We start from the raw sequence: 23,248 nt of genomic DNA on the forward strand, positions 1-23,248 counted from the left end.
GATGCGCCTCAAACAATCAGACGGTCTTTAACCGTCATGGCGGTTTTGCCGAGCACTTCCATGATTTTGCTACGATCGCGGTCGCGCATCTTGCTGCTGTCAACGTGCAGGGAGAAGCCTTCGGTTTGTAGATCGACCTTGGTCTCTTCAGTCTTTTTCAGCCCGGTGGCAGCACCGGCAAGGCCAATCAGAATGCGCTTCTTATCAAAGTTGCGTACCTTTGGCAGGTCCATAAATATGGCAAAGCCCGGGGCTTCCAAAGACAGGAAGCCGGCACCACTGCCCGCGCGGCTTTTCATTTCCAGTACTTCATAAACAGGAATAGGGCGGTTGAAGCCCTTGGCCTGAATGTCACCCATTGCCCGGCACAGGATGCGGTCCTTGACCAGCTCATAGGTTGTCTGGGAGATAAGGATATGACTTGGTCGGCAGGCGGACTCCAATCTGCTGGCCAGGTTTACGTCGGTGCCAAGGATGGTGTAGTCAAGCCGTGTGTCAGTGCCGAAGTTACCCACGGTGCAGTAGCCGGTGTTGATGCCGATGCGGATCTCCAGCTTGTGCTCTATCCCTTCGCGTTTCCATTGCTGCCGCAATAGCTTCATCTGCTTTTGCATATCGATGGCCATGGCCACGCAGGCAGTGGCGTCTTCCTTGGAGCCCTTGCTGCTTGGGTCGCCGAAGAACACCATCACGGCATCGCCAATAAACTTGTCTACGGTGCCGCCGTGGCGGCTGGCAATGCGGGTCATTTCGCTGAGATAAGTATTCAGCATCTTAGTCAGGGTATCGAGAGGTAGCTCTTCCGACATGGCGCTAAAGCCCTTGATGTCAGAAAAGAACACGGTAAGTTTTTTACGCCGTGTTTCAACTTTTGCATCACGTTTGCCAGAAAACAGGGAGCCCCATATTTGTGGAGACAGATATTTGGCTAGCTTGCGTGATAGTTCTACGGCCTGCTTTTGCTGGTTGGCCATCTGTGCCTGAGCAGATAGCAGAATGCGGGTTTGAGAGTGGGTTTGAAATGAGGTGGCACCTACGAATAGTCCAAGGCCAACCATGGACATCATCGATAGCAGCACCGGTGTTTGTTCTACCGGCAGGATGTGGAAGCCCATGATCAGTGCGCCGGCCACGGCGCCCACTACAGTGCCGAAAATATTCATTAGCCAGATGTACAAGCCACCACTGGTCACCGCGTTGGCATGGACAATGATCAGTAGTGCCAATGCGGGCACCATTGAGAAGTGCAGGGCGGCAATGGCTATACCAACCATGACGGCATCGACCTGCACTAGTACCCGGCTGGTTTCCTGCTGTCGTTGCCCTTTGCGCTCCATATGGGCAGCGATGATCTGGGCAATTAATGGGTAGGCCAGTAGTACCGCAAGAATGATCAGGTAATCGAATGGATAGACGCCATGCTGAATGCCCACCGATAGCAGCAATACGGCGACCACGAACTCCAGCATACGGATGTAGTTGGCCATCCGCCGGGCATGGGCCTGCGGGTCTTCATCAATACGGCGACGTTTGCCGGGGGTGGGGCTTGCCTTCATGGTGCTCGGGGTCACTCTTTTACCGGCGAATTAGGCTGTAAAGGTTAACCGTAATGAAGATAAGAAAGAAGGCGTAGGTGCTATTCTGCCCATCTACAGGGTGGCTCCGCTACAATGCGGGCACTTCATATGGCAGCGAGTTGAAAAACATGGATATGGAAACAGCCATCCGGGAACGAGTCTCCTGTCCGCGGCTGGATGGTCCGGCACCCACTGCAGACGAGCTTGAGCAGCTGCTGGCGGCGGCTATCCGAGCGCCTGACCATGGTCTGCTGCGGCCGTGGCGATTTATCGTTATACAGGGTGAGGAGCGGGTGCGTTTCGGCGAGATGCTGGCCCAGTGCTGCCGCGAGGACCAGCCCGATCTTAGTGAAGCACAGTGCGAGAAACTACGTCAGGCGCCACTACGGGCGCCGATGATGCTGATTGTGCTGGCCGAGGTAACAACGGGGCATAGGGTATCAGTCATTGATCAGATTATGGCCTGTGCTGCTGCAGTGCAGAACTTGCTGCTTTGTGCCCATTCCATCGGTGTTGGGGCCATGTGGCGCACTGGCGCACCAGCCCTTAGCCCGAGCCTGAAAACACGGCTGGGTTTTTGTGCTGAAGATGAAATCGTTGGCTTCGTCTATCTGGGTACTCCCTGTGGAAATGGCAAGGAACCTTCTGTCGATACGCCGGCAAGCTATATGAGAACCCTGCCAGATGCCTGATCTCCTGCAGTTGGCTGCGCGTGTCCGCGAGCATATTCCGCTCACCCGATATATGGATTTTCGGTTGCAGGAGTTTGCCGCAGACCAGCTAATTCTGTGCGCTCCCTTGGCGCCGAATATCAATGATAAGGGCACCATGTTTGCTGGCAGTCAGGCGGCGCTGATGGCTTTGGCAGGCTGGTGTCTGACCACTTTGCAGGCTGAGATGCAGTTGCCAGACGCGGATGTGCTGGCGATGCAAAATAGTTTGCGCTACCAGCGCCCGGTTACCGGCGAGCTGACCATCGTGGTGACAAGTTCTGCTGAATCATTGGCCCATTTCCGCCAGCGGCTCGCTCGCGGCGAGCGGGGCGTTCTGGAGGTTGTGGCGGAGGGGCTCAATGTGGATGGCAGTGTGGCCAGCGTCTATCAAGCGCAATATATGGCCAGAGGCCTGTGATTGCTCAGTAATTGGCCATTGGACCCGCTTTTCCCGTTGCTACCCCTGCACGCCTCGGGTAACCTACGCGCCTTCAAAAAACCGGCTTCAGTGCTGTTTTTTTGATCCAGGTTCCGGTGAGGTGGCCGAGTGGCTGAAGGCGCACGCCTGGAAAGTGTGTATACGTTAATAGCGTATCGAGGGTTCGAATCCCTCTCTCACCGCCAGATACCAAAAGGCCCCGCAATGCGGGGCCTTTTGGTATCTGGCGGTGAGAGATGAAATGATTCGACCCTCCGTTCGACAAGCCGCGCCAGCGGCGCAGGGGTTGACGAATCAATCCTGATGCCCGACGTCCTGTAATAAGCTTATAGAAAGTGTCGGCTCCATGGCCTTTTGTTTAGGGTTCGTCCGTATCACCTCTTCATTCCCCGGAGCTAAACGCCTCACTCAACGCCCCAAGCATCTCCCGTAAAACCCCACCTTGCAAAGCAATCCGCGCCATCATCTCGGCCAGCGCGTCCTCCTCATCAACTCCGTCAAGGCTCTCACGAATCACATCCAGCGCCTTGACTCGCTTGATCTGCATTTCTTCGGTTAGGTCAAACTCAAGCTCGTCGCGAAAGCCAAGGTTCAGCTTCACCACCTGCATGCCAGCTTCGATATGGTTGAGGATGTCTTCCTTGCTCAGATCGAATGAAGTAAAGCGCACGCTGGCGGCTTCTTCGCCAGTGCCTTTCAGTTCGCAGCGATCGCCCAGGCCGAAACCGTGAGGCAGTTGTTCTGGGTGCTTTAGCCATTCCGTCATTAGCATGGCGGGTGACGTTTCTGCGTCGGCACGGCTGACCGGCAGGCTGCCCAGAGCTTTACGCAGGCAGGAAATAACTTGCTCGGCACGGTTGTCAGATGAGCTATCTACCAAAATACGTTTTGTATTGAGGTCAATAAGAAAGCCGATGCGCCGCTGGCGGGTAAATGCGCGCGGCATCAGTTCGAAGGTAATCTCGTCTTTTAATGCGGCTTTTTCCTTGCGGCCGGGGCGACGACCATCCCGTGCTTCGATAGCGTCCAGTCGCTCCTCCAGTTCTTCCTTGATGACACCACCGGGCAGCAACCGGCTGGTTTCCTGCCAGACGCCATAGAGCAGGTTGTCGGTGGCGTGGATCAGGTTGTCATAGGCTTTCAGCGGGGCTATGAATCCATCTACGGTAAGTTGTTGCTGGCTGATTTTTGGGCAGCGCAGGGTGGTTAATTTTTCTTCAAGCTGTTGCGCGGACCAGGGAAAGGGTTCGGCGCTTTGGTAAACACAGAGATTGCGGATCCACATGGGGAGATAAACCGAGTTGCTGTGGGAGGGTGGCCACCATAAAGGAGTGACGGGGGTGGCTCAACCACCTTGCTAAAGGAGTGGCTTTAACCGCCGAATTTCTGGTTGGGTAGTGAACCTCCCCGGTTCTGTTACCTGTTCGGGATTTGCGGGACACGCCGTGAACCCATCCATGGGGGCTTGAGTTCGGCATCCATGCCTCACACAGTCCCGCAAACCCCAAACAGGCGCCAGAACCTCGCATCCTGCTTTTTCCCGGCTTCACCCCTGACCCTCGTTGGCTCGGTGTCTCCCTTAGGCGTGAACGCCACCATAATCCGGAGGGTGACTCAGCGTAGCGGGCACCCCGGAGGATTATGGCGGCGGTTGCGCCCGGGCACGGTGGTGAAGGTGGTGGGGTCAGGCTTGTTTGATGCCCGCCAGCTTTCTGGCATGCCACTTTTTCTTCTCCACATCCATGCCGCGCATAATCTGGATGCGCTGGGCCTGTGGGCTGCCCGCGCCGTGCATTGATTCGGTCAGGTAACCGACCGCATTACGGCCCAAAGTCATGTTCTCGATCAGGCGCAGAATACGCATGCGGTCTTCCACCGGCAGGTCGTCGCGGCCCTTGAGGAACTTTTTGATGATCTCACCGGCTTCCTCGTGCTGATAATCTGCCTCGCTGGGCATGGTCACCATGATGCCGCCGGCCAGATCCTGAGCCAGTCGGGAAATTTCGTAGGGGAAGCGGGTGACGTTGTGCTTGCACACATTGGCCAGCATTGAGTCATTCATATAGATTCCACTGGCCAGTTTTTTTGCTTCATGGGAGCTGGCAATTCCGCTGGAGTAAATGGTTTCGTTGAGGTGCACCATTTCCACCAGCTTGTCGCGGATATGACTGACCTTGTCGAGGCCGTTGTATTCCGCAATGGAGGCGGCAGCACCGACTAAAACATCGCCAAGGCCTGTTTTGCATACATAGCTGGCGCGATGGTATGAGGTAAAGCGTGCCACCATGTCCTGAGCGAACTCGTACTCACCATCCATCAGTACGTGCTCCCACGGAATAAATACGTCGTCGAAGTACACCAGCACTTCCTGGCCACCGTACTCGGCGTTGCCAGCATCAATATCACCCGCTTCCATAGAACGGGTGTCACAGCTCTGGCGGCCATATATATAGGTCAGGCCTTCGGCATCGCCCGGGATCATGCCGACCACGGCATAGTTCTTGTCTTCTTCGGTTAGGTTCATGGTTGGCATCACACAGATCCAGTGCTGATTCCAGCCGCCAGTCATATGCGCTTTGGCGCCGCGCACAAAAATGCCTTTGTCATTACGGCCGGAGACATGCATAAACATGTCCGGATCGGCCTGCTCGTGGGGGCGCTTGGAGCGATCACCTTTCGGATCGGTCATGGCAGCGGCAATCAGTATATTTTTGCGCTGCGCCTCTTTTAGCCACTCCAAGTAGCGCTGGTGATACTGGGTGCCATGCTTCTGGTCGATGTCATAGGTGATCGAGTGCAGCACGGAAATGGTGTCCAACCCGGTGCAGCGTTGAAAACAGGTGCCGGTAATTTGACCCATACGGCGCTGCATTTTGTTCTTCATCACCAGATCATCCGGAGACTCAACAATATGCAGGAAGCGATTGACCTGAGCGTTGATCAGAGGCGAGTAGGCAGTAGCCAGATCAGGGTCCTCAATGGCCAGATCGTAGCTGGCGCGCAGGGCATTGATCGAGGGTTTGATCATCGGGTGATCGGCCGGCTCATCAATCAGCTCGCCAAACAGGAACATCCGGGTGCCACGGCCGCGCAGGCTCTGCAGGTACTCCTCACCGGTGCCAATGGTGGGCATGCGAGCCCAGCGCTCGGCGGCGGACTCTTGTCGGCGGGCTTTGATCGGGGTGACGGCGTTCATCGGGCTCTCCGGTTTTTGTTGTGGGCGGGGCAGGGCTTGTCGACAAGCGAGTGACCCGGTAGTCGCTCCATGTTAGACGGCGCGGCAGGGAAGGCAATGTCCTCAGATGACAGCTGGCCTTCTCTTTTGGTCGCTGCTAGTGCTCTTATTCACGTTACGGGGTCGCCAGCGGGGTGGGGCAATCCGCTATAATCGCGGCCCCAACCGAGCTAACCGGAGCCAGTCATGACGGTCATTCGCCAAGACGATGTGATCCAGAGCGTCGCCGACGCCCTGCAGTACATTTCCTACTATCACCCGCAGGATTTCGTTGAGGCGGTGCATGAGGCATATCAGCGCGAAGAAAGTCCGGCGGCCAAGGATGCCATGGCGCAGATTCTGGTGAATTCGCGCATGTCGGCCATGGGCCATCGACCAATCTGTCAGGACACCGGGATCGTCACTGTGTTTTGCAAGGTCGGCATGAATGTGAGCTTTGAGGGTGATATGTCGCTAACAGACATGATCAACGAGGGCGTGCGGCGGGCGTACAACCATCCGGACAATGTCCTCAGGGCTTCTGTACTGTCCGATCCGGATGGTAAGCGGGCCAACACCAAAGACAACACTCCGGCGGTCATTCACTACGACATCGTACCGGGCGGTACGGTGGATTTTCAGGTGGCGGCCAAGGGTGGCGGTTCGGAAGCTAAATCCAAGTTTGCCATGCTTAATCCTTCCGACTCGGTGGTTGACTGGGTGCTGGAGCAGGTGCCGAAGATGGGTGCTGGTTGGTGCCCGCCGGGTATGCTGGGAATCGGTATCGGCGGAACCGCGGAAAAGGCCATGCTGCTGGCTAAAGAATCGTTGATGGAGTCCATCGACATTCATGAGCTGAAGGCCCGTGGTGCGCAGACTCGTTCTGAAGAACTGCGTCTTGAGTTGTTCGAAAAAGTGAACGCGCTGGGTATCGGCGCGCAGGGTCTGGGCGGTCTGACCACGGTGCTGGATGTCAAGGTGTACGACACTCCGACTCACGCTGCTAACAAGCCGGTGGCGATCATTCCCAACTGTGCTGCAACTCGTCACGCCCACTTTGTTCTGGACGGTTCAGGTCCGGCGCACCTTGAAGCGCCAAAACTGGAAAACTGGCCAGAAATTGCCTGGGGCAATGATGGCAAGTCCAAACGAGTCAACCTGGACAGTATTACCCCGGAAGAAGTGCAGAGCTGGAAGTCCGGCGATACCCTGCTGCTCAACGGTAAACTGCTGACCGGTCGTGATGCTGCGCACAAGCGTATGGTCGATATGATTAATCGAGGTGAAGCGCTGCCGGTGGACTTCACTAATCGCTTTATCTACTACGTTGGTCCAGTTGACCCGGTTGGCGACGAAGTTGTAGGGCCCGCTGGCCCGACCACGGCAACCCGCATGGACAAGTTCACCCGTACCATGCTGGAAAAAACCGGCCTGATCGGTATGGTCGGCAAAGCCGAGCGTGGTGATACTGCGATTGATGCAATCCGTGACAGTAAGGCGGTCTATCTAATGGCCGTCGGTGGTGCTGCATATCTGGTGTCGAAGGCAATTCGTAAATCTCGAGTGGTTGCTTTTGAAGATCTGGGCATGGAGGCAATCTACGAGTTTGAGGTGGAAGATATGCCGGTCACCGTGGCGGTGGACTCCAGCGGCGTATCGGTTCATAAAACCGGACCGAAGATTTGGCAGGCGAAGATCGCCTTGAAGGAAGAAGCCTGAAATATCTGACGAGTACACAGGTATGACCAGCTTGCATGATAATGCCAGTGAGCTGGCTCAACTGCGCAATGGAGATGAAGCGGCCTTCGCCAGGCTGGTGCGCGCTCATCACCGTGCTTTGCTGGCGCTGGCCCGGCCCATCGTTGGCGAGTCCGAGGCCGCTGAAGTGGTACAAATCGCCTGGATCAAGGCCCACGCGGCATTAAAGGATTTCGAAGGCCGCTCTGCGCTGCGTACCTGGCTATCGCGCATTGTCATTAACGAGGCACGGATGATGCTGCGCCAGCGCAAGCGTGAAGTGTTTCTCGAGGACATGCAGGCGGAGGCCCCGGGACCGCTTGTAGACCGATTCCGCAGCGATGGCCACTGGTCAGTGCCACCGGTGAACTGGCATGCAGACAGCCCGGACAGCCTGCTGACCCGGGAGGAGTTGGCTGATTGTTTGGCCGCTCTACTGGATAGCTTGCCGTCGAATCAGCGAGCCTTGCTGGAGCTGCGCGACAGCGACGGGATGCCGTTTGATGAGGTGTGTAACATGTTGGGCGTGTCCGCATCCAATGCCCGGGTATTGTTGCACCGCGCCAGAAGCAGATTATTTGCGTTGGTGGACCACTTTGAGGAGACGGGCGAATGCTGAAGTGTCGTGATGTTCCTGCAGAAGCAGAAGCGTTGCTGGACGGCGAGCTAAGCCTTGGTCGGCGGGTGGCGCTGCGCTTTCACTTGTTTATGTGCGGTAATTGTCGGCGCTACCTGGGCCAGCTACGCCTGTTGCTGGGAGCCGTTCCGCAGATGCACGGTCAAGCCTCGGACGAGGAGGTGGACCAGGTGCTTAAGCGTTTACACGATCACTCGCACTGAAGCTTGTAACAAGCAGGGCGCTCACGCATCTGAGTCTGAACCCGATGCAGGAGCTAGCTATGTCGCCATTGATCCAGTTGTTCAGCCGCCTTCACTCTCTGTTTAATCACACCCGCAGGCTTGATTTCCTTGCACCCTTGCTACTGCGCCTGTTTCTGGCTCCAGTGATGATTGCGGCTGGCTGGCAAAAGGCGGGTAGTTTCGAGTCTACCGTCGCGTGGTTCGGCAATGACGACTGGGGATTGGGACTGCCGTTTCCTGCACTATTGGCGGCGCTTGCCATCGCTACCGAGTTGTTCGGGGGCATCTTGCTACTGGTCGGGCTGGCAACACGCTATGTGGCCGTGCCACTGATGATCACCATGCTGGTGGCGGCGCTCAGTGTGCATTGGCAGAACGGTTGGTTCGCAGTGGCACCGTCCAATCCGCAAACCAGCATGGCCCGACCGCTAGCAGTATTGGGAATTCCGGCGGCGCAGCGTAGTCTGGAGAACAGCGCGGAAGTGGGGCAGCGTCTTCAGGCGGCTAAAGGCCTGTTACGAGAGCATGGCAATTACAGCTGGCTGACGGAAAAAGGAAGTTTTGTTGTTCTGAATAACGGCATTGAATTTGCTGCAACCTATTTCGTTATGTTGCTAGCCCTGTTTTTTTATGGCGCTGGCCGCTGGCTAAGCATGGATTACTGGATTGAACGGCGTTTCCACTTGGCCCCGGAGAGTCAATAACATATGAAGCTGAAATCCTTGTTTATTTCGCTTTGGATAGCACTGCTGGTGCTGGGGGTTGGCCGCAGCGGCTGGATCCTCTGGCAGCAACCGGCGCAGGGGGCGGCTTGGGGCGTAGCTGTTGCGCTGCTGCCCGCACTGGTGTTTTTCATGTGGTTGCTGGTGGCGCCCGTGGCGCGCACCGGCGCCACACTCTGGCCGTTGACTGCCGGGCCACTAATTGGCTTGTTAGTATGGCTGCTGTTGGACCCTGTCAGTCTGATGCCTCTGCTGCATATTCTTGGCACAGGCTTGGCCGGCGGCTTGCTTTACCAGTTCTGGTATTCGCGTTTTAACCGTGAGCAAAGTGACGGGCTGACGGTGGGGCAGCGGCTGCCCTCGCTGCAGTTTGCTGGTGGTGATGGCAAAGCGGTGCGTACCGATGAGTTGACTGGGCCGTTGTTGCTGATTTTCTATCGTGGCAACTGGTGCCCCCTGTGTATGGCTCAGATTCGTGAGGTGGCGGGGCAATATCGTGAACTTCACGCCCGCGGTGTTACTACCCTTTTAGTCAGCCCCCAGCCCCATGAAAACACTAGCAGTCTGGCGGAACGCTTTGATGTGCCATTTTTGTTCCTGGTGGATGAGGATAATCATGTTGCCCGGCAGCTTGGCATCGTCGCCGAGAATGGTTTGCCAGCGGGACTGGCAATGCTTGGTTATGACAGTGATACGGTAATGCCGACAGTGGTAATGACGAATGCGGACGGGGTGATTATCTTCTCAGATCAGACAGATAATTACCGGGTCCGTCCGGAGCCAGATGTATTCATTCGTATTCTTGACGAAGCGGGAGTGAGTTAATGCGGGAAGATGTGCGCGAGTACTACGGTCAGACATTGCAGAGTAGCAGTGACCTGCAGACCAATGCTTGCTGCGATCAGATACCGCCAGACTGGCTCAAGCCTGTGCTGGCGCAGCTGCATGATGAGGTAGTCAATCGTTATTATGGCTGTGGCCTGGTGGCGCCGCAGTTATTGGAAGGCATGCGCGTACTGGATCTCGGTTGTGGTAGCGGCCGTGATGTCTATGTGCTTTCGGCGCTGGTTGGTGAGCATGGCGAGGTGGTCGGTGTGGACATGACCCCGGAGCAGCTTGAAGTAGCCGAGCGCCACAAGGACTTTCATCGGCAGGCATTCGGTCATGGTAAGAGTAACGTCCGTTTTCTGCATGGCTATATTGAGCAGCTTGACCTGTTGGGGCTGCCGGACAACTACTTCGATATTGTTGTTTCGAATTGCGTTATCAATCTTAGTCCAGACAAGGAGAGAGTCCTGCGCGAAGTGCACCGTGTGCTAAAGCCAGGCGGCGAAATGTACTTCTCCGATGTCTATGCGGACCGTCGTATTGCAGAGCCTTTGCGGCAGGACCCTGTGCTATACGGCGAGTGCCTCTCCGGTGCGCTTTACTGGAATGATTTTATTACGCTATCCAAAAAGGCGGGCTTCGCCGATCCTCGGCTGGTGGAGGATCGTCCAATTACCATCGCCAATGATGAGATCGGAGCCAAGCTGGCGCCGACCAGGTTCTGGTCCGCCACCTACCGGCTATTCAAGCTTGAGGGGCTGGAGCCAGCCTGCGAGGATTACGGTCAGGCAGTTATCTATCGCGGCACGGTGCCCGGTTCTGCCCAACAATTTATGCTTGATGGGCATCATTTGATTGAACGGGGCAAGGTGTTCCCTGTTTGTGGTAATACCTGGCATATGCTCAGTGGTACTCGCTTCCGCGAGCATTTCGATTTTATCGGCAACTTTGACACTCATTACGGCATTTTTCTGGGTTGCGGAACCAGTGTGCCGTTTTCGGATGATGCGGGCGCCAGTGTGGGTCCTTCTTGCTGTTGAGGCACGATTATGCAAATGATTCGTACTGAAAGCTGGTATCGCACGCCGAACGACGATCCGCGTGGCTACATTGAAAGTGACTCCCTGCGAGAACTTTGGTTTCACACTGGAACTGCCTGCAATCTGGCTTGCCCATTCTGCCTTGAAGGCTCGAAGCCGGGGGATGACCGCCTTGGTTTGATGACACTGGATGATGTGGTGCCATTTATTGATGAGGCCTGTGAGCTTGGTGTTGGGCAGTTTTCTTTTACTGGTGGTGAGCCCTTCGTGGCCAAGCAATTCCCTCGAATTCTCCAGTATGCAGCGGCGCGCAAGCCCTGTTTGGTTCTTACCAATGGCACACGGCCGTTGCTGCAACGCATGGATGAAGTGCTGCCGCTGGCCGAAGCAGCAAATCCGGTGTCATTTCGCATCAGTATCGATTATCCCGATGTGGTCAGACATGAGGCAGGTCGTGGGGATGGCACTTTTGTGGAATCTTTGCAGGCTTTGCGCGAATTAAGTGCAGGGGGTTTCGCTGTGTCGGTGGCGCGGCAGTGGGAGCCTGATGAGAATACTGTAGAGGTTGAGCAGGCATACCAGAAAATTTTTGCTGATAATGGAATTCCTGATGCGATCCGTCTGGTTTCCTTTCCCGACTTTGCCACACCAGGTACTGAGCGTGTGACACCGCATATAACCGAAAGCTGCATGACCACCTATCACACGGCGGAAAGTCGTGCCGGTTTTATGTGTGCCTTCAGTCGAATGGTGGTCAAGGATAAGGGCAAGATGCGGGTTTATGCCTGCACCCTGGTGGATGATGATCCGAGTTATGATCTCGGCGCTACCTTGCGGGATAGTCTGAATCAGCGAATTATGATGAAGCATCACCGCTGTTTTACCTGCTTCAAGTTTGGTGCTTCCTGCAGTGAGCTGTGAAAACACAGCTCCATAGAATCAGGCCAGACAATCAAGCTGGATATTCAAACTCCCGGATGACCTCAAGAAACTGGCCGCCAAATCGCTCCAGCTTGACGTCACCCACGCCACTTACACTAAGCATGGCACTGGCAGTTGTTGGGCGTTGCTCAAGCATGTCGCGTAAGGTGGCGTCGTTGAAAATAACGTAGGGTGGAACACCGTGCTCTTCGGCCAGACGTTTGCGGCAACTGCGAAGTGCCTGCCACAGCTCGCGGTCAGCAGGCTCGATATCCTGATGACGGCGTTTGCTGCTGGCAGCTGCAATAGGCACGGAGACCTTGTCACGGCGCAGAGAGATTTTTTCTTCTCCCCGCAGAATGGCCCTGCAGCGCTCTGTTAACCGCAGGGTGCCAAAACCATCCGGGTCCACGTCCAGATAGCCCTGAGCGACAAGCTGGCGCATGATTGCCCGCCACTCATCCTGACCGAGTTCGCGGCCAATGCCCCAGGTGGATAGCTTGTCATGGCCAGCGCTGGTGACTTTCTCACTGCTACTGCCACGCAGTACCTCAATCACATGGATAGCGCCGTAGCGTTGGCCGGTGCGATAGACGCAGGACAGGGCTTTCTGTACCGCTTCTGTGGCGTCCCAGGTATCCGGTGGGGTCAGGCAGTTATCGCAGTTGCCGCAGGGTTTCGGTAGTTCATCGCCGAAGTAGCGTAACAGTGCCTGACGTCGGCAACTGGTGATCTCACACAGGCCGAGCATGGCATTGAGGCGCTGCTGCTCGTGCCGTTTGAATTCTTCACTCCCCTCCGAGCCTGCCATCATCTGGCGCAGCTTTACTACATCTTCCAGGCCATACAGCAACAGGGCGGTGGCCGGATCGCCATCACGCCCGGCGCGGCCGGTTTCCTGATAGTAGGCCTCGATACTTTTCGGCAGGTCCAGATGAGCAACAAAGCGTACGTCGGGTTTATCGATGCCCATACCGAAAGCAATAGTGGCCACCATGATGACGCTGTCTTCGCGGAGAAAACGTTTTTGATGGGTGGCGCGCAGGCTGGCGGGAAGGCCCGCATGATAGGGCAGGGCAGTGAAGCCTTCGCCGCTCAGCCATTCGGCGGTTTGCTCGACTTTCGCCCGGCTCAGGCAATAGACGATGCCGGCATTACTGCTTTGCTCCTCACGCAGGAAGCGTAGCAACTGCTGGCGAGGCTTGTCTTTCTGACGTATGCGGTACTGGATATTGGGCCGGTCGAAGCCGCTAATGAATTGTTGCGCCTTGTGCAGTGACAAGCGCTCGGTAATCTCGTCACGGGTGCGGGCGTCGGCGGTGGCCGTCAGTGCAATGCGAGGGATGTTCGGGAACTGCTCCTGCAAAACGTTCAGGCGCAGGTAGTCGGCACGGAAATCATGCCCCCACTGGGCCACGCAGTGGGCCTCGTCGATGGCGAACAGGGCAATCTGGCAGCTGGCAAGCAAGGCAAGAGTGCGAGGCTGGATCAGCCGCTCCGGCGCTACGTAGAGCATGTCCAGCTCGCCTTGTTGCAGCGCTTGCTCAGTCTGCCATACCTCGGCAGCGCTCAGTGTGGAGTTAAGGAAGCCAGCCCGGACCCCCAGTTCGCGCAGGGCACTGACCTGATCTTGCATCAGGGCAATCAGTGGGCTGATCACTACACCGACGCCCTCGCGGGCCAGTGCAGGAATCTGGTAGCACAGTGATTTACCGCCGCCGGTGGGCATCACTACCAGCGCATCACCGCCACCGATCAGACTATCGATAATCGCCTGCTGGGGGCCGCGAAAGCTGCTGTAGCCAAAGGTGTGTTGGAGAATATGGTGGGCATCAGTCATGGGGGGCGAGTATAGCTGTTGCGAGCGCCACATGCAGAACCGCGGCGAATCAGGTATAAAGCCAGCGCTACAAGGTTGTCGCACGCTACAGAGCAAAGACCGTGCATGGTTCACGGTGTTCTTGCGCCGTATGGCCGAGGATGCTCACACATTGGTACTGCCCGAGCTGCACAGACGTATGGTTTCTGTCCTTCCCCGCTGGTCGACGATTGTCTTGACCTCCTTTTGCCTGCTGGCAACTGGTTGCACAGCTTTGCGCGAAAATGCCCCGGATTCACTGGCGGCACTTATTGACCGAGCTATGCCGCCGGCGCAAGTGGCCGGGCTGGATTTTCAGTCAATTGAGACTCTGGGTGTCCATGGCTCCTGTGATGTGCTGGCCGAGATGTGGCGGCAGAACCGAACTGTCCCGCGGCGTGAGCTGGAAGGCCGTTTACTGCCAACCTGCGAGGCTGACGTGCAGGCAGCGCTTGCCCGTCAGCGCGAGGCGCAGCGTCTTGATGGGCTGATTGAGGAGGCTTGGCAGGCACTGCTGGCCCGTCGCGAGCAGCAACGCTTGCTCACGGAGCGTCGTCAGCTTGAGGAGGGTCTGCGACGCCGCCAGATGCAGAAGCAGCAAGCCAGAGAGGAGCAGATCAAGCAGCAAATGGCCACGCGGCAATCTCGTATTGAGTCATTGGCAGTGGCCTTGCAGGCGGCTGCAGTTCATCAGGCGCTGGCCGAGTTGAACGTGCAGGACAAGTCATTGGCTTACAGCGCTGGACAGGTGTCAGAACGTAGCTTGAGTAATTTCCTTGCCTGCGTGGAAATCGCTTACCCGAACCAAGGTTACAAGATTCGCCGCGATGGTCGCCGGCTGGTGGTGATCGCCGAGAAGGCGGCCCTACCCAGAGGGCGCATGCCAATAGAGCTGCGCTTTACCGAGAATGAAGGCTACTGGTTGCTGACTTTTCTTAAGGTGGCAGAGATTACCGCCAGTAACGCTCAGGACCGCTTCATCCTGGCCCAGAATCTGGTGGCCCAGAGCTGTTATGGCGAAGACGGCCTGCTCTAGCCATGCAGCTTGAGCTTGCCAGCCAGTTCAAACCATAGATGACGGTAAGCGCGCGCAGCCGGAGTATGGCTGGCAAACTCACCGACAGGCGCCCGATGCTCGCCCATCTGCTCCACATGGGTGGAGTAGGGGATGTAGGTCTGCAGGCCTCCGCGCATGGCGGCCGGCGGTTTGGCGATCATTTCCAGATGCAGCAGGCGGCGCCGGTCGACCATGTTGAAAAATGGCAGCACCTTCAGGTTTCCGTAGTTTTTCTCTTTCAGCCATGTCCTGACCTGTTCCAGCGAGCGTAGTGACAGGTGGCTGGGAATGACCGGTATTACCAGCACATCGGCGGCGGCAAATATGCTTTCTGCCAGTGGGCTCAGGGTGGGCGGGCAGTCCAATAGCGTTAGTCGATAGTGCTCGCCAAGGGGTTCGATGAGCTTCTTCAAGGCGCTACGAGGGTTGCCTGCCTCACTGAGTTTGATGTCCAGGTTGCGCAGGGTGATGTCCGATGGGATCACATCCAGGCCTTCCCAGCGCGTGCCGACCTTGAGCCGGCCGATCGGCTGGCGACCCTTGAGAAGACTGCCCGCTTTATAGCCCTTTTCGTTATCCGCTCCCAAATAGAAGCTGGCGGCGCCCTGTGGGTCCAGGTCCCACAGTAGGGTTCGGTGTTTCCAGCGTGCTGCGTGCCAGGCGAGATTGACGGCAGTAGAGGTCTTTCCGACCCCACCTTTCAGGTTATAGAAGGCAATGGTATGCATGCTGCTCCTTGCTCTGCGGCCCCTTTTTCTTGGCAGGCTAGCATGGCCGGCGGAGGATGTCCGCTCCTGTTCGGGTTGTGGATGATCGGCAAAGGGGATTAAATACACGCCTACCGCCGCATTAATGTGATCTCTCCCCGGGGCTCTTCGTGACCAGCGACAAGAAGTATCAGGTGTTTGTCAGCTCAACCTTTGCAGACCTGCAGGATGCCCGGCAGGAGCTGATGATGGCTCTGCTCTCCATGGGTATGATTCCCACGGGGATGGAGCTCTATCCCTCTGAGCAGAATAACCAGTGGCCGATGATCCAGAAGGTCATCAATGAATGTGACTACTATGTTGTGCTGGTGGGTGGGCGTTATGGCTCGTTGTCGCCCATTGGCCTGAGCTATACCCACCGTGAATATGTCTATGCAGCCACCAAGAAAAAGCCGGTGATTGCCTTTCTACACGACCATCCCGAGTCGTTGACGCCTGATCGTCGCGAAACCACTCGCGAGGGCGATGTGCGGTTCCGTGATTTTCGCAAGCTGGTGCAGGAAAAGGCCGCCATTTTTCGTCACTGGAGCAACCCTGCGGACCTCGCCGAGGTGGTGCGCAAGTCCATGCCGGTATTGATTCGCCAGAACCCGGCCCCCGGCTGGGTGCGTGCAGGTCAGGTGGCAGACCTATCTCAGGTACGTGAAGTTCAGGATCTGAAGAAACGCATTGAGGATCTGGAAAGAGAAAAAAGTGAATTGACTGCCGGCTGGCGGCCACCGCTGGACACACTGGCTCGCGGCAGTGACAGCGTAACCCTTCAGTACAGTTGCAACGCCTATATTAAGGGTGACTGCAAGGTCACCATGGCCGACAGCAAGATGACCTGGGACCAGGTGTTTGCGGCAGTGGGCCCGCAGATGATGAATGAAGTGCCCGAGGCCGTAATGCGCGAGGCATTGGAGGAAGCCATTGCCGCTCGGGCTCTGGTCGATGTCCAGCAGTTGATGCCGAAAGCACATGCGGTGCGCAATGTGGTGTTGTCTACGGCATCATTCAATCAGGTCAAGATTCAATTACGGGCACTGGGCCTGATTCGTAAGAATCCGGCGCGTGAAGCCACCGGCCAGATCTGGTGGCAGCTGACGCCGCATGGTGATCACACCATGACACAGGTGCTGTCGCTTATTCGTAGTTAAATCTGGCCGCCCCGATTTATTGATTTAGTTCGGGGCGATCACGGAAGTACTGTAGCGCCTCCGGGTTGGCCAGTGCACCCTGATTGGTTACCGGTCGGCCATGAATCACTTCTCTCACTGCCAGCTCGACAATTTTCCCGCTGACGGTTCTCGGAATAGCTTCCACCTGAAGGATTTTAGCTGGTACATGGCGTGGACTGGCTCCGTCTCGTATGGCTCTGCGAATCCGGGCCTGTAGCTGTTCGCTCATTTGATATTCCGGTTGCAGTACTACAAACAGCACTACCCGCACATCACCTTGCCAGTCCTGACCAACTACTATGCTTTCACGAATTTCCGTCAGAGCTTCTACCTGCCGGTAAATTTCCGCCGTGCCAATGCGTACCCCTCCCGGGTTTAGGACGGCATCACTGCGACCATGAATAATGAGTCCAGTGTGATCTTCATGGGGCCGTGTTTCTGCGTAGTCACCATGGGCCCAGACATTTTCGAAGCGGCTGAAGTAAGCACGCTGGTATTTGCTGCCGTCTGGATCGTTCCAGAAACCAATCGGCATGGAGGGAAATGGGGTGCGGCAGACCAACTCGCCTTTTTGATTATCTACTGATATACCGGCGTCACTATATACGGCCACATCCATTGCCAAGCCAAGACATTGCAGTTCGCCACGGAATACCGGTAATAGAGGGTTGCCCAAGGCAAAGCAGGAGACGATATCCGTACCCCCGGAAATCGATGCTACCAGTAGATCGGCTTTCACATCTCGATAGATATAATCGTAGCTTTCATGCAGTAGCGGTGAGCCCGTGGAGAACAGGACTTGCAACGTTTTCAAAGAATGCTTCTGCATAGGTTTCAAACCAGACTTTTCCACCGCCTGAATAAATTTGGCGCTGGTGCCAAAGTGACTGATCTGCTCGGCATCAATCAAGTCGAATAGCCTGGCGGTGTCTGGCCATGCCGGGTTGCCATCATAGAGCACGATACTGGCTCCGGCCTGTAAGCCCGACACCAGCCAGTTCCACATCATCCAGCCACAGGTGGTGAAATAGAAAAGTCGGTCTTTGGCGCCGATATCACTGTGAAGTTGCAGCTCTTTGGCATGTTGAAGCAGGGTGCCACCGGCACCATGGACGATGCATTTCGGTACCCCAGTAGTGCCAGATGAATAGAGGATATATAGCGGGTGTTCGAAGGGTAAGCGAACAAACTCCGGAATGCCGTCAGTATCGTCTAGCCAATCCTCCAGCGTCACGCTTGGAACCGTAGTGGGGACTGATGTCTGCGCCACACAAACCAGACACTCCACCTGTAACTGATTGGCAATCTCAGATACCCGGGGAGCCAGATCGATAAGTTTGCCGTTGTAGTGATAGTGATCTGCGGCAACCAGGATACGCGGTTGTATCTGGCCGAATCGATCGAGTACCGCGCTGACACCAAAATCAGGCGAGCAGGACGACCAGACAGCGCCGATCCAGCTGGCGCCCAGCGCCGCAATCACAGCCTCAATGCGGTTGGGCATATAACCTGCGATACGGTCACCTGGAGCAATGCCGTGACGTTTCAATGCAGCGGCAAAGTGTCCAGCACGTTCATATAGCTGATGCCAGTTCAGCTCAGTGCGGCTGCCGATTTCATCCACCGCAATAATTGCCAGATCGTTATCGCGACGCTTGAGCAAGTTCTCCGCAAAATTCAGTCTTGCCTCGGGAAACCAGTGACTGTCCTGAAAGCGCTCGCCGCGCTGAAGTACGGTTGTGCCCGGGTTCTCACCAACGATGTCGCAGAATTTCCAGATATGCTTCCAGAACGCATCCGGATGTGCGACGGACCAATGATGCAGTTCCTGATAGTTATTAAGCGTGCAGTTGTGCAGTCGTTCGACGCTTTCCAGAAAGGCCTGCATGCGGCTGGCGTTGCGACGCTCTGGCGACGGGCTCCACAGAGGCATTTGCTGAGTCATGGCTGCTCCGCTTGCCCGGGCTCGAACTGTGCCAACAGGGCACCCTCGCTGACCTGCTCGCCAATGCTGGCGAGCAGGTCACTGATTATGCCGTCCGCCGGTGCTCTCAGGGTATGCTCCATCTTCATGGCCTCCATTGTAACCACGGCAGTCCCCGCGCTCACCGCTGCTCCCGGTGCCACATGCAATGCCACCACGGTGCCGCTCATCGGTGCGGCGAAGGGAGCGTGGCGGCTACCGTGTTGTTGTTGTCCGCGGCGGCTGTCCACATCGCTGATGGAGATGCTGTCCGCGCATACATTCAAAAGTACACCGTTATGCTGATGGATAAATTGTGCCTTGAGTGTGTCGCTTCCCCAGGCCAGAGATACCTGCTTTTGATCCTTGTGCCAGTGAAGGGTACGCTGCTCGCCGTTAACCTTTGCGCCGCATTGGTGGCCATCAACATTAATCTGCACCAGCACGCCGTTGCCATCGACCATCAACTCATATTGCTGTAGCTGCCTGGCGAATGGACGCCAGCCATTGAGTGATTGCCAAGGATCGCCACCTGGCTGGGTATCTGTCAGTGCCGCCGCCGCCGCTACTGCTACCAGCTCAGGCTGGAGGTGGGGCTTTTCCATTAGCTGAGCATGTCGCTCCAGCAGACGTGTATCCAGCTCGGCATTGGCGAAAGCGGCGCTACCAAGTACCTGATAAAGAAACCCGCAGTTGTGATGAATGCCGTCGATCATGGTGGTAGATAGTGCTTGCATCAGTTTTTGGCGCGCTGCGTCGCGGTCTTCACCATGACAAATGATCTTGGCAATCATTGGATCGTAGAAGGATTCAACCCTGTCACCCTGTTCATAGCCACTGTCTACTCTGGCATTACCATGGGGCCAAACCAGTGTGTTGAGCAGGCCAGAGGAGGGCATAAAGTTCTGCCATGGATCTTCCGCATAGATGCGCACTTCCATGGCAGCGCCATGAATACGAAGCTCATGCTGCCGCTTGGGTAGCGGGTTGCCGGAGGCAACACAGAGCTGCCACCAAACCAGATCCTCGCCGGTGATCATTTCAGTTACCGGGTGCTCCACCTGCAGGCGCGTGTTCATTTCCATAAAGTAGAAATGACCATCGGCAAACAGGAACTCCACGGTGCCGGCACCAACATAATCGATAGCTTGGGCGGCTTGCACCGCAGCTTCTCCCACCGCGATGCGCTGGCTCTCGGTTAAACCCGGTGCAGGCGCCTCTTCGATGATTTTCTGGTGACGCCGCTGCACAGAGCAATCTCGCTCGAACAGATGCAGGGCCTGACCATGCTGATCGGCGAACACTTGCACTTCGATGTGGCGGGCGCTGGACAGGTATCGTTCGAGTAGAACGCGGTCGTCGCCAAAGGCTGCCTTGGCCTCGCGGCGGGCACTATGCAAGGCTTCGATGAAGTCTGCTTCGCGGTGCACTACTCGCATGCCTTTACCGCCACCGCCGGCTACGGCTTTGACCAGAAGTGGGAAGCCTATCTGTTTTGCTTCCTCCAGTAGCTGGTTGTCATCACGGATATCCTGATCACAGCCTGGCAGGACCGGGACGCCGCTTTCCGTCATTAGCTTGCGTGCTGCTGCCTTGTCGCCCATCAGTTCAATGGCTTTCGCCGGCGGACCGACAAAGATAATTCCAGCCTCGGTGCAGGCTGCGGCAAAGGCGGTGTTCTCGGAGAGAAAGCCGTAGCCGGGATGAACCGCATCGGCGCCGCTACTGACCGCTGCGGCCATCACTTTGCTGATATCCAGATAGCTTTCCCGAGCCGGTGCTGGGCCAAGTCGTACCGCCATATCCGCTTCGCGGACATGGGCTAGATTAGCGTCGGCATCAGAATACACGGCAACTGTTTCAATGCCGTTGGCTCGACAGGTGCGAATAATGCGCCGGGCAATTTCACCGCGGTTGGCGATCAGAAGACGTTTGATCATGATGCACTCCAGCGCGGTGTGCGCTTGTCGAGAAAGGCGGTTAGGCCTTCGCGGCCTTCATCTTCGGTGCGCAGGCAGGCAATCAGATCGGCGGTGTACCCGATTACGTCTGCATCAATGGGCCGATCAGCCACTTGTTCAATCAGGTCGCGGCTTTTCAGTTGTGCCAGCGGTGCGCCCTGACGCAGTGCCTGAATAATCGCCTGAATACGCTCATCAAGCTGATCGGCGGTTGCTAGCTCGTGAACAATACCCAGTCGTTCGGCAACGGCTGCTGGAATGATCTCTGCGGTCATAAAATAGCGCTGCGCCTGACGGGGGCCCATGGCACGCACTACATAGGGAGCAATAACCGCAGGCAGGATGCCTAGTTTGACCTCGCTGAGACAGAAACGGGCGTCGTCACTGGCAATGGCGATATCACACGCGCAAATCAAGCCCAGAGCGCCGCCGAAGGCAGCGCCCTGAACCCGACAGATCACTGGTTTGCCTGCCCTATCGATGGTTCGCATCAGCTCCGCCAGGCGCAGAGAGTCGGCCCGGTTTTGTGTCCGGTCCAGTTCTCCCATGCGTTTCATCCAGTTCAGATCCGCTCCTGCGCTGAAGTGCTTGCCGTTAGCGCCAAGAACAATGATGCGTACATTGTCGTTGGCGGAGGCTGCATTGAAGGCACTAATCAGCTCTTCAATAATGGCATCATCGAAGGCGTTGTATTTTGCCGGGTTGTCCAGTGTGATCCGTGCCAGATCCTTTTCCACTGTCAGGGAGATGCTCATGGCTTTTTCCTTACATGCGGAACACGCCGTAGCGTGTTTCGCTGATCTCTGCATTGAGGCTGGCCGACAAAGACAGGCCGAGCACATCGCGGGTATCTGCGGGATCAATCACGCCGTCATCCCACAAACGTGCACTTGCATAAACGGGTCGCGCCATGGTGTCGTAGCGATCGACCATTTCTGCTTTGAATGCTTCTGCTTCTTCCTTGGTCCAGCTTTTCCCCTTATTACGCAGAGAAGCGCCCTTGACTTGAGTGAGCACGCTGGCTGCCTGCTCTCCACCCATCACAGAGATTCGCGCGTTTGGCCACATAAACAAAAAGCGCGGATCATAGGCGCGGCCGCACATGCCATAGTTTCCGGCACCAAAACTGCCACCAATCACTACGGTAAATTTTGGCACCCGTGCACAGGCTACGGCGTTGACCATCTTGGCGCCGTGTTTGGCAATGCCTTCGGCTTCGTACTTCTTGCCAACCATAAAGCCAGTGATGTTCTGCAGGAAGATTAGTGGGGTCTTACGTTGATTGCACAGTTCGACGAAGTGCGCTCCTTTTAACGCGGATTCAGAGTAGAGCACACCGTCATTGGCGACGATCCCCACGGGAATGCCATGTATGCGAGCAAAGCCAGTGACCAGGGTTGTGCCATAGCGGCTTTTGAACTCATCCAGATCAGAGTCATCCACAATTCGGGCAATGATTTCCCGCACCGGCATGGGTTGGCGGGTGCTGGGCGGAATAATGCCCAGTAGCTCTTCCGGGTTAAATGCGGGTGGTCGGGCAGGGCGAATGTCGAGCTGCTCGGGCTTGCGCCAGTTTAGTCTCTTGATGCACTGACGAGTCAGTTGCAGAGCGTGTGGCTCGTCTTCGGCAAGATGATCAGCAACTCCCGATTGTTCGCAGTGCAGTGCCGCGCCACCCAAATCTTCCGCTGTAACTTCTTCGCCGGTGGCCGCTTTGACCAGCGGCGGTCCGGCGAGAAAGATGGTGCCGTTGTTGCGCACCATAATGGTTTCATCCGCCATAGCCGGTACATAGGCACCACCAGCAGTGCAGGAGCCTAATACGACAGCTATTTGCGGGATGCCGCGGGCGGACATGTTGGCCATGTTGAAAAAGATCCGGCCAAAATGTTCTCGATCCGGGAATACTTCATCCTGACGCGGCAGATTGGCGCCACCGGAGTCCACCAGGTATATGCAGGGCAGGTTATTCTCGGCGGCGACGGCCTGAGCGCGAAGGTGTTTTTTTACCGTGAGGGGATAGTAGCTACCCCCTTTTACGGTGGGGTCATTGGCGACGATGACACACTCAATGCCTTCCACACGGCCAATACCACCGACGCATCCTGCGGCCGGGACATCCTCACCATAGACACCTTCAGCGGCTAATGCAGAGAGCTCCAGAAACGGGGAGCCAGGGTCCAGCAGTCGATTGATGCGCTCGCGCACGGGCAGCTTGCCGCGCTGCCTGAGTTTTTCTTCCGCCGCTTCGCCTCCACCATGGGCGATGCGGTCTAGCATGCCTTTGAGGTCAGCGCGCAGTTTCAGGTTGTGCTCGCGGTTGGCGGCGAACTCGGCTGATCCGGTCTGGATGTTGCTGTGGATTTTCGGCATCGTTCGGGTGCCTCTTGTCTGTTTTTCGGTCGCGAGAGAGAAGCCACATACTCCTCA

At 56.4% G+C, this 23,248-nt stretch carries 20 protein-coding genes and 1 tRNA gene; 12 read left to right on the top strand and 9 right to left on the bottom strand.

The annotated features are described in order from the left end of the window. Nucleotides 1-8: 8 nt before the first annotated feature. Nucleotides 9-1,556 (bottom strand): adenylate/guanylate cyclase domain-containing protein, encoded by a 1,548-nt coding sequence (locus J1C54_RS05850; protein WP_229145843.1) that lies wholly within the window; start codon nucleotides 1,554-1,556, stop codon nucleotides 9-11. 149 nt (nucleotides 1,557-1,705) lie between these two features. On the opposite strand from J1C54_RS05850, the gene J1C54_RS05855 reads away from it, so the two are divergent. The 3 genes from J1C54_RS05855 to J1C54_RS05865 all read left to right on the top strand — a co-directional run bounded on the left by J1C54_RS05855 (nucleotide 1,706) and on the right by J1C54_RS05865 (nucleotide 2,914). Further along, nucleotides 1,706-2,269, top strand: coding sequence for a nitroreductase (locus tag J1C54_RS05855; RefSeq protein WP_229145844.1), 564 nt, complete (start codon nucleotides 1,706-1,708; stop codon nucleotides 2,267-2,269). Next, entirely contained in the window at nucleotides 2,262-2,708 is a 447-nt protein-coding gene (locus J1C54_RS05860) for a YiiD C-terminal domain-containing protein (protein ID WP_229145845.1), read from the top strand. The genes J1C54_RS05855 and J1C54_RS05860 overlap by 8 nt, the downstream gene beginning before the upstream one ends. A 115-nt stretch (nucleotides 2,709-2,823) precedes the next feature. After that, nucleotides 2,824-2,914: transfer RNA gene (locus tag J1C54_RS05865), tRNA-Ser, on the top strand. 197 nt (nucleotides 2,915-3,111) lie between these two features. Here the strand turns inward: J1C54_RS05865 and J1C54_RS05870 are convergent. After that, nucleotides 3,112-4,014, bottom strand: coding sequence for a recombination-associated protein RdgC (locus tag J1C54_RS05870; protein ID WP_229145846.1), 903 nt, complete (start codon nucleotides 4,012-4,014; stop codon nucleotides 3,112-3,114). Between the two features lie 399 nt (nucleotides 4,015-4,413). Then, nucleotides 4,414-5,925: a 4-hydroxyphenylacetate 3-hydroxylase family protein gene (locus J1C54_RS05875; protein ID WP_304504400.1), complete on the bottom strand. Its 1,512-nt coding sequence runs from the start codon at nucleotides 5,923-5,925 to the stop codon at nucleotides 4,414-4,416. Nucleotides 5,926-6,150: 225 nt separating this feature from the next. On the opposite strand from J1C54_RS05875, the gene J1C54_RS05880 reads away from it, so the two are divergent. The 7 genes from J1C54_RS05880 to J1C54_RS05910 are packed head-to-tail and all read left to right on the top strand — an operon-like array spanning nucleotide 6,151 to nucleotide 12,052. Continuing rightward, the gene (locus J1C54_RS05880) at nucleotides 6,151-7,662 is read left to right on the top strand and encodes a fumarate hydratase (protein WP_229145847.1); all 1,512 of its coding nucleotides are present in this window, start codon (nucleotides 6,151-6,153) and stop codon (nucleotides 7,660-7,662) included. A 22-nt stretch (nucleotides 7,663-7,684) separates the two neighbouring features. Continuing rightward, entirely contained in the window at nucleotides 7,685-8,299 is a 615-nt protein-coding gene (locus J1C54_RS05885) for an RNA polymerase sigma factor (RefSeq protein ID WP_229145848.1), read from the top strand. Then, on the top strand, nucleotides 8,293-8,520 hold the full coding sequence (locus J1C54_RS05890; RefSeq protein WP_229145849.1) for a zf-HC2 domain-containing protein: 228 nt from the start codon (nucleotides 8,293-8,295) through the stop codon (nucleotides 8,518-8,520). Before J1C54_RS05885 ends, J1C54_RS05890 begins: the two co-directional genes overlap by 7 nt. Nucleotides 8,521-8,579: 59 nt before the next feature. Then, nucleotides 8,580-9,245 carry a DoxX family protein gene (locus J1C54_RS05895; protein ID WP_229145850.1) on the top strand — a complete coding sequence of 222 codons (666 nt, stop codon included), beginning with the start codon at nucleotides 8,580-8,582 and terminating at the stop codon, nucleotides 9,243-9,245. Between the two features lie 3 nt (nucleotides 9,246-9,248). Beyond that, on the top strand, nucleotides 9,249-10,088 hold the full coding sequence (locus tag J1C54_RS05900; protein ID WP_229145851.1) for a peroxiredoxin: 840 nt from the start codon (nucleotides 9,249-9,251) through the stop codon (nucleotides 10,086-10,088). After that, nucleotides 10,088-11,131, top strand: a complete 1,044-nt coding sequence (locus tag J1C54_RS05905; protein ID WP_229145852.1) for a methyltransferase domain-containing protein — start codon at nucleotides 10,088-10,090, stop codon at nucleotides 11,129-11,131. The genes J1C54_RS05900 and J1C54_RS05905 overlap by 1 nt, the downstream gene beginning before the upstream one ends. A gap of 15 nt (nucleotides 11,132-11,146) precedes the next feature. After that, nucleotides 11,147-12,052: a radical SAM protein gene (locus tag J1C54_RS05910; RefSeq protein WP_229145853.1), complete on the top strand. Its 906-nt coding sequence runs from the start codon at nucleotides 11,147-11,149 to the stop codon at nucleotides 12,050-12,052. Nucleotides 12,053-12,083: 31 nt separating this feature from the next. On the opposite strand, the gene recQ is transcribed toward J1C54_RS05910, so the two are convergent. Further along, a complete protein-coding gene (recQ, locus tag J1C54_RS05915; protein ID WP_229145854.1) occupies nucleotides 12,084-13,892 on the bottom strand; it encodes a DNA helicase RecQ in 1,809 nt (602 codons plus the stop codon). Nucleotides 13,893-13,923: 31 nt separating this feature from the next. Here recQ and J1C54_RS05920 point away from each other — a divergent pair, with 31 nt between their 5' ends. Then, complete coding sequence (locus J1C54_RS05920; RefSeq protein ID WP_229145855.1) at nucleotides 13,924-14,946, top strand: hypothetical protein; 1,023 nt, start codon at nucleotides 13,924-13,926, stop codon at nucleotides 14,944-14,946. Here the strand turns inward: J1C54_RS05920 and J1C54_RS05925 are convergent. After that, entirely contained in the window at nucleotides 14,943-15,695 is a 753-nt protein-coding gene (locus tag J1C54_RS05925; RefSeq protein WP_229145856.1) for a ParA family protein, read from the bottom strand. The two genes, J1C54_RS05920 and J1C54_RS05925, sit on opposite strands and share 4 nt — an antisense overlap. A gap of 149 nt (nucleotides 15,696-15,844) precedes the next feature. Between J1C54_RS05925 and J1C54_RS05930 the strand changes: the two genes are divergently transcribed. Beyond that, a complete protein-coding gene (locus tag J1C54_RS05930) occupies nucleotides 15,845-16,873 on the top strand; it encodes a DUF4062 domain-containing protein (protein ID WP_229145857.1) in 1,029 nt (342 codons plus the stop codon). Nucleotides 16,874-16,889: 16 nt separating this feature from the next. Here the strand turns inward: J1C54_RS05930 and J1C54_RS05935 are convergent, their stop codons facing one another. Genes J1C54_RS05935 through J1C54_RS05950 form a run of 4 tightly spaced genes read right to left on the bottom strand, consistent with a single transcriptional unit; the run spans nucleotide 16,890 to nucleotide 23,191 of the window. Further along, on the bottom strand, nucleotides 16,890-18,839 hold the full coding sequence (locus J1C54_RS05935) for an acetoacetate--CoA ligase (RefSeq protein ID WP_229145858.1): 1,950 nt from the start codon (nucleotides 18,837-18,839) through the stop codon (nucleotides 16,890-16,892). Then, entirely contained in the window at nucleotides 18,836-20,797 is a 1,962-nt protein-coding gene (locus J1C54_RS05940) for a biotin carboxylase N-terminal domain-containing protein (protein WP_229145859.1), read from the bottom strand. The genes J1C54_RS05935 and J1C54_RS05940 overlap by 4 nt, the downstream gene beginning before the upstream one ends. Further along, the gene (locus J1C54_RS05945) at nucleotides 20,794-21,573 is read right to left on the bottom strand and encodes an enoyl-CoA hydratase/isomerase family protein (RefSeq protein WP_229145860.1); all 780 of its coding nucleotides are present in this window, start codon (nucleotides 21,571-21,573) and stop codon (nucleotides 20,794-20,796) included. The genes J1C54_RS05940 and J1C54_RS05945 overlap by 4 nt, the downstream gene beginning before the upstream one ends. 10 nt (nucleotides 21,574-21,583) lie before the next feature. After that, on the bottom strand, nucleotides 21,584-23,191 hold the full coding sequence (locus tag J1C54_RS05950) for a carboxyl transferase domain-containing protein (RefSeq protein WP_229145861.1): 1,608 nt from the start codon (nucleotides 23,189-23,191) through the stop codon (nucleotides 21,584-21,586). Between the last annotated feature and the right edge of the window lie 57 nt (nucleotides 23,192-23,248).

The organism is Alcanivorax sp. 1008, from assembly GCF_020667895.1.
GTDB lineage: Bacteria > Pseudomonadota > Gammaproteobacteria > Pseudomonadales > Alcanivoracaceae > PGZG01.

What these genes read in the sequence shown, in the direction of transcription:
- J1C54_RS05945 (WP_229145860.1), bottom strand. Translation starts at nt 21,573, where the DNA reads ATGAGCATCTCCCTGACAGTGGAAAAGGATCTGGCACGGATCACACTG.
- J1C54_RS05910 (WP_229145853.1), top strand. Translation starts at nt 11,147, where the DNA reads ATGATTCGTACTGAAAGCTGGTATCGCACGCCGAACGACGATCCGCGT.
- J1C54_RS05925 (WP_229145856.1), bottom strand. Translation starts at nt 15,695, where the DNA reads ATGCATACCATTGCCTTCTATAACCTGAAAGGTGGGGTCGGAAAGACC.
- J1C54_RS05940 (WP_229145859.1), bottom strand. Translation starts at nt 20,797, where the DNA reads ATGATCAAACGTCTTCTGATCGCCAACCGCGGTGAAATTGCCCGGCGC.
- J1C54_RS05860 (WP_229145845.1), top strand. Translation starts at nt 2,262, where the DNA reads ATGCCTGATCTCCTGCAGTTGGCTGCGCGTGTCCGCGAGCATATTCCG.
- J1C54_RS05850 (WP_229145843.1), bottom strand. Translation starts at nt 1,556, where the DNA reads ATGAAGGCAAGCCCCACCCCCGGCAAACGTCGCCGTATTGATGAAGAC.
- J1C54_RS05855 (WP_229145844.1), top strand. Translation starts at nt 1,706, where the DNA reads ATGGATATGGAAACAGCCATCCGGGAACGAGTCTCCTGTCCGCGGCTG.
- J1C54_RS05935 (WP_229145858.1), bottom strand. Translation starts at nt 18,839, where the DNA reads ATGACTCAGCAAATGCCTCTGTGGAGCCCGTCGCCAGAGCGTCGCAAC.
- J1C54_RS05900 (WP_229145851.1), top strand. Translation starts at nt 9,249, where the DNA reads ATGAAGCTGAAATCCTTGTTTATTTCGCTTTGGATAGCACTGCTGGTG.
- J1C54_RS05870 (WP_229145846.1), bottom strand. Translation starts at nt 4,014, where the DNA reads ATGTGGATCCGCAATCTCTGTGTTTACCAAAGCGCCGAACCCTTTCCC.
- J1C54_RS05890 (WP_229145849.1), top strand. Translation starts at nt 8,293, where the DNA reads ATGCTGAAGTGTCGTGATGTTCCTGCAGAAGCAGAAGCGTTGCTGGAC.
- J1C54_RS05880 (WP_229145847.1), top strand. Translation starts at nt 6,151, where the DNA reads ATGACGGTCATTCGCCAAGACGATGTGATCCAGAGCGTCGCCGACGCC.
- J1C54_RS05905 (WP_229145852.1), top strand. Translation starts at nt 10,088, where the DNA reads ATGCGGGAAGATGTGCGCGAGTACTACGGTCAGACATTGCAGAGTAGC.
- J1C54_RS05920 (WP_229145855.1), top strand. Translation starts at nt 13,924, where the DNA reads ATGCAGAACCGCGGCGAATCAGGTATAAAGCCAGCGCTACAAGGTTGT.
- J1C54_RS05950 (WP_229145861.1), bottom strand. Translation starts at nt 23,191, where the DNA reads ATGCCGAAAATCCACAGCAACATCCAGACCGGATCAGCCGAGTTCGCC.
- J1C54_RS05895 (WP_229145850.1), top strand. Translation starts at nt 8,580, where the DNA reads ATGTCGCCATTGATCCAGTTGTTCAGCCGCCTTCACTCTCTGTTTAAT.
- recQ (WP_229145854.1), bottom strand. Translation starts at nt 13,892, where the DNA reads ATGACTGATGCCCACCATATTCTCCAACACACCTTTGGCTACAGCAGC.
- J1C54_RS05885 (WP_229145848.1), top strand. Translation starts at nt 7,685, where the DNA reads ATGACCAGCTTGCATGATAATGCCAGTGAGCTGGCTCAACTGCGCAAT.
- J1C54_RS05875 (WP_304504400.1), bottom strand. Translation starts at nt 5,925, where the DNA reads ATGAACGCCGTCACCCCGATCAAAGCCCGCCGACAAGAGTCCGCCGCC.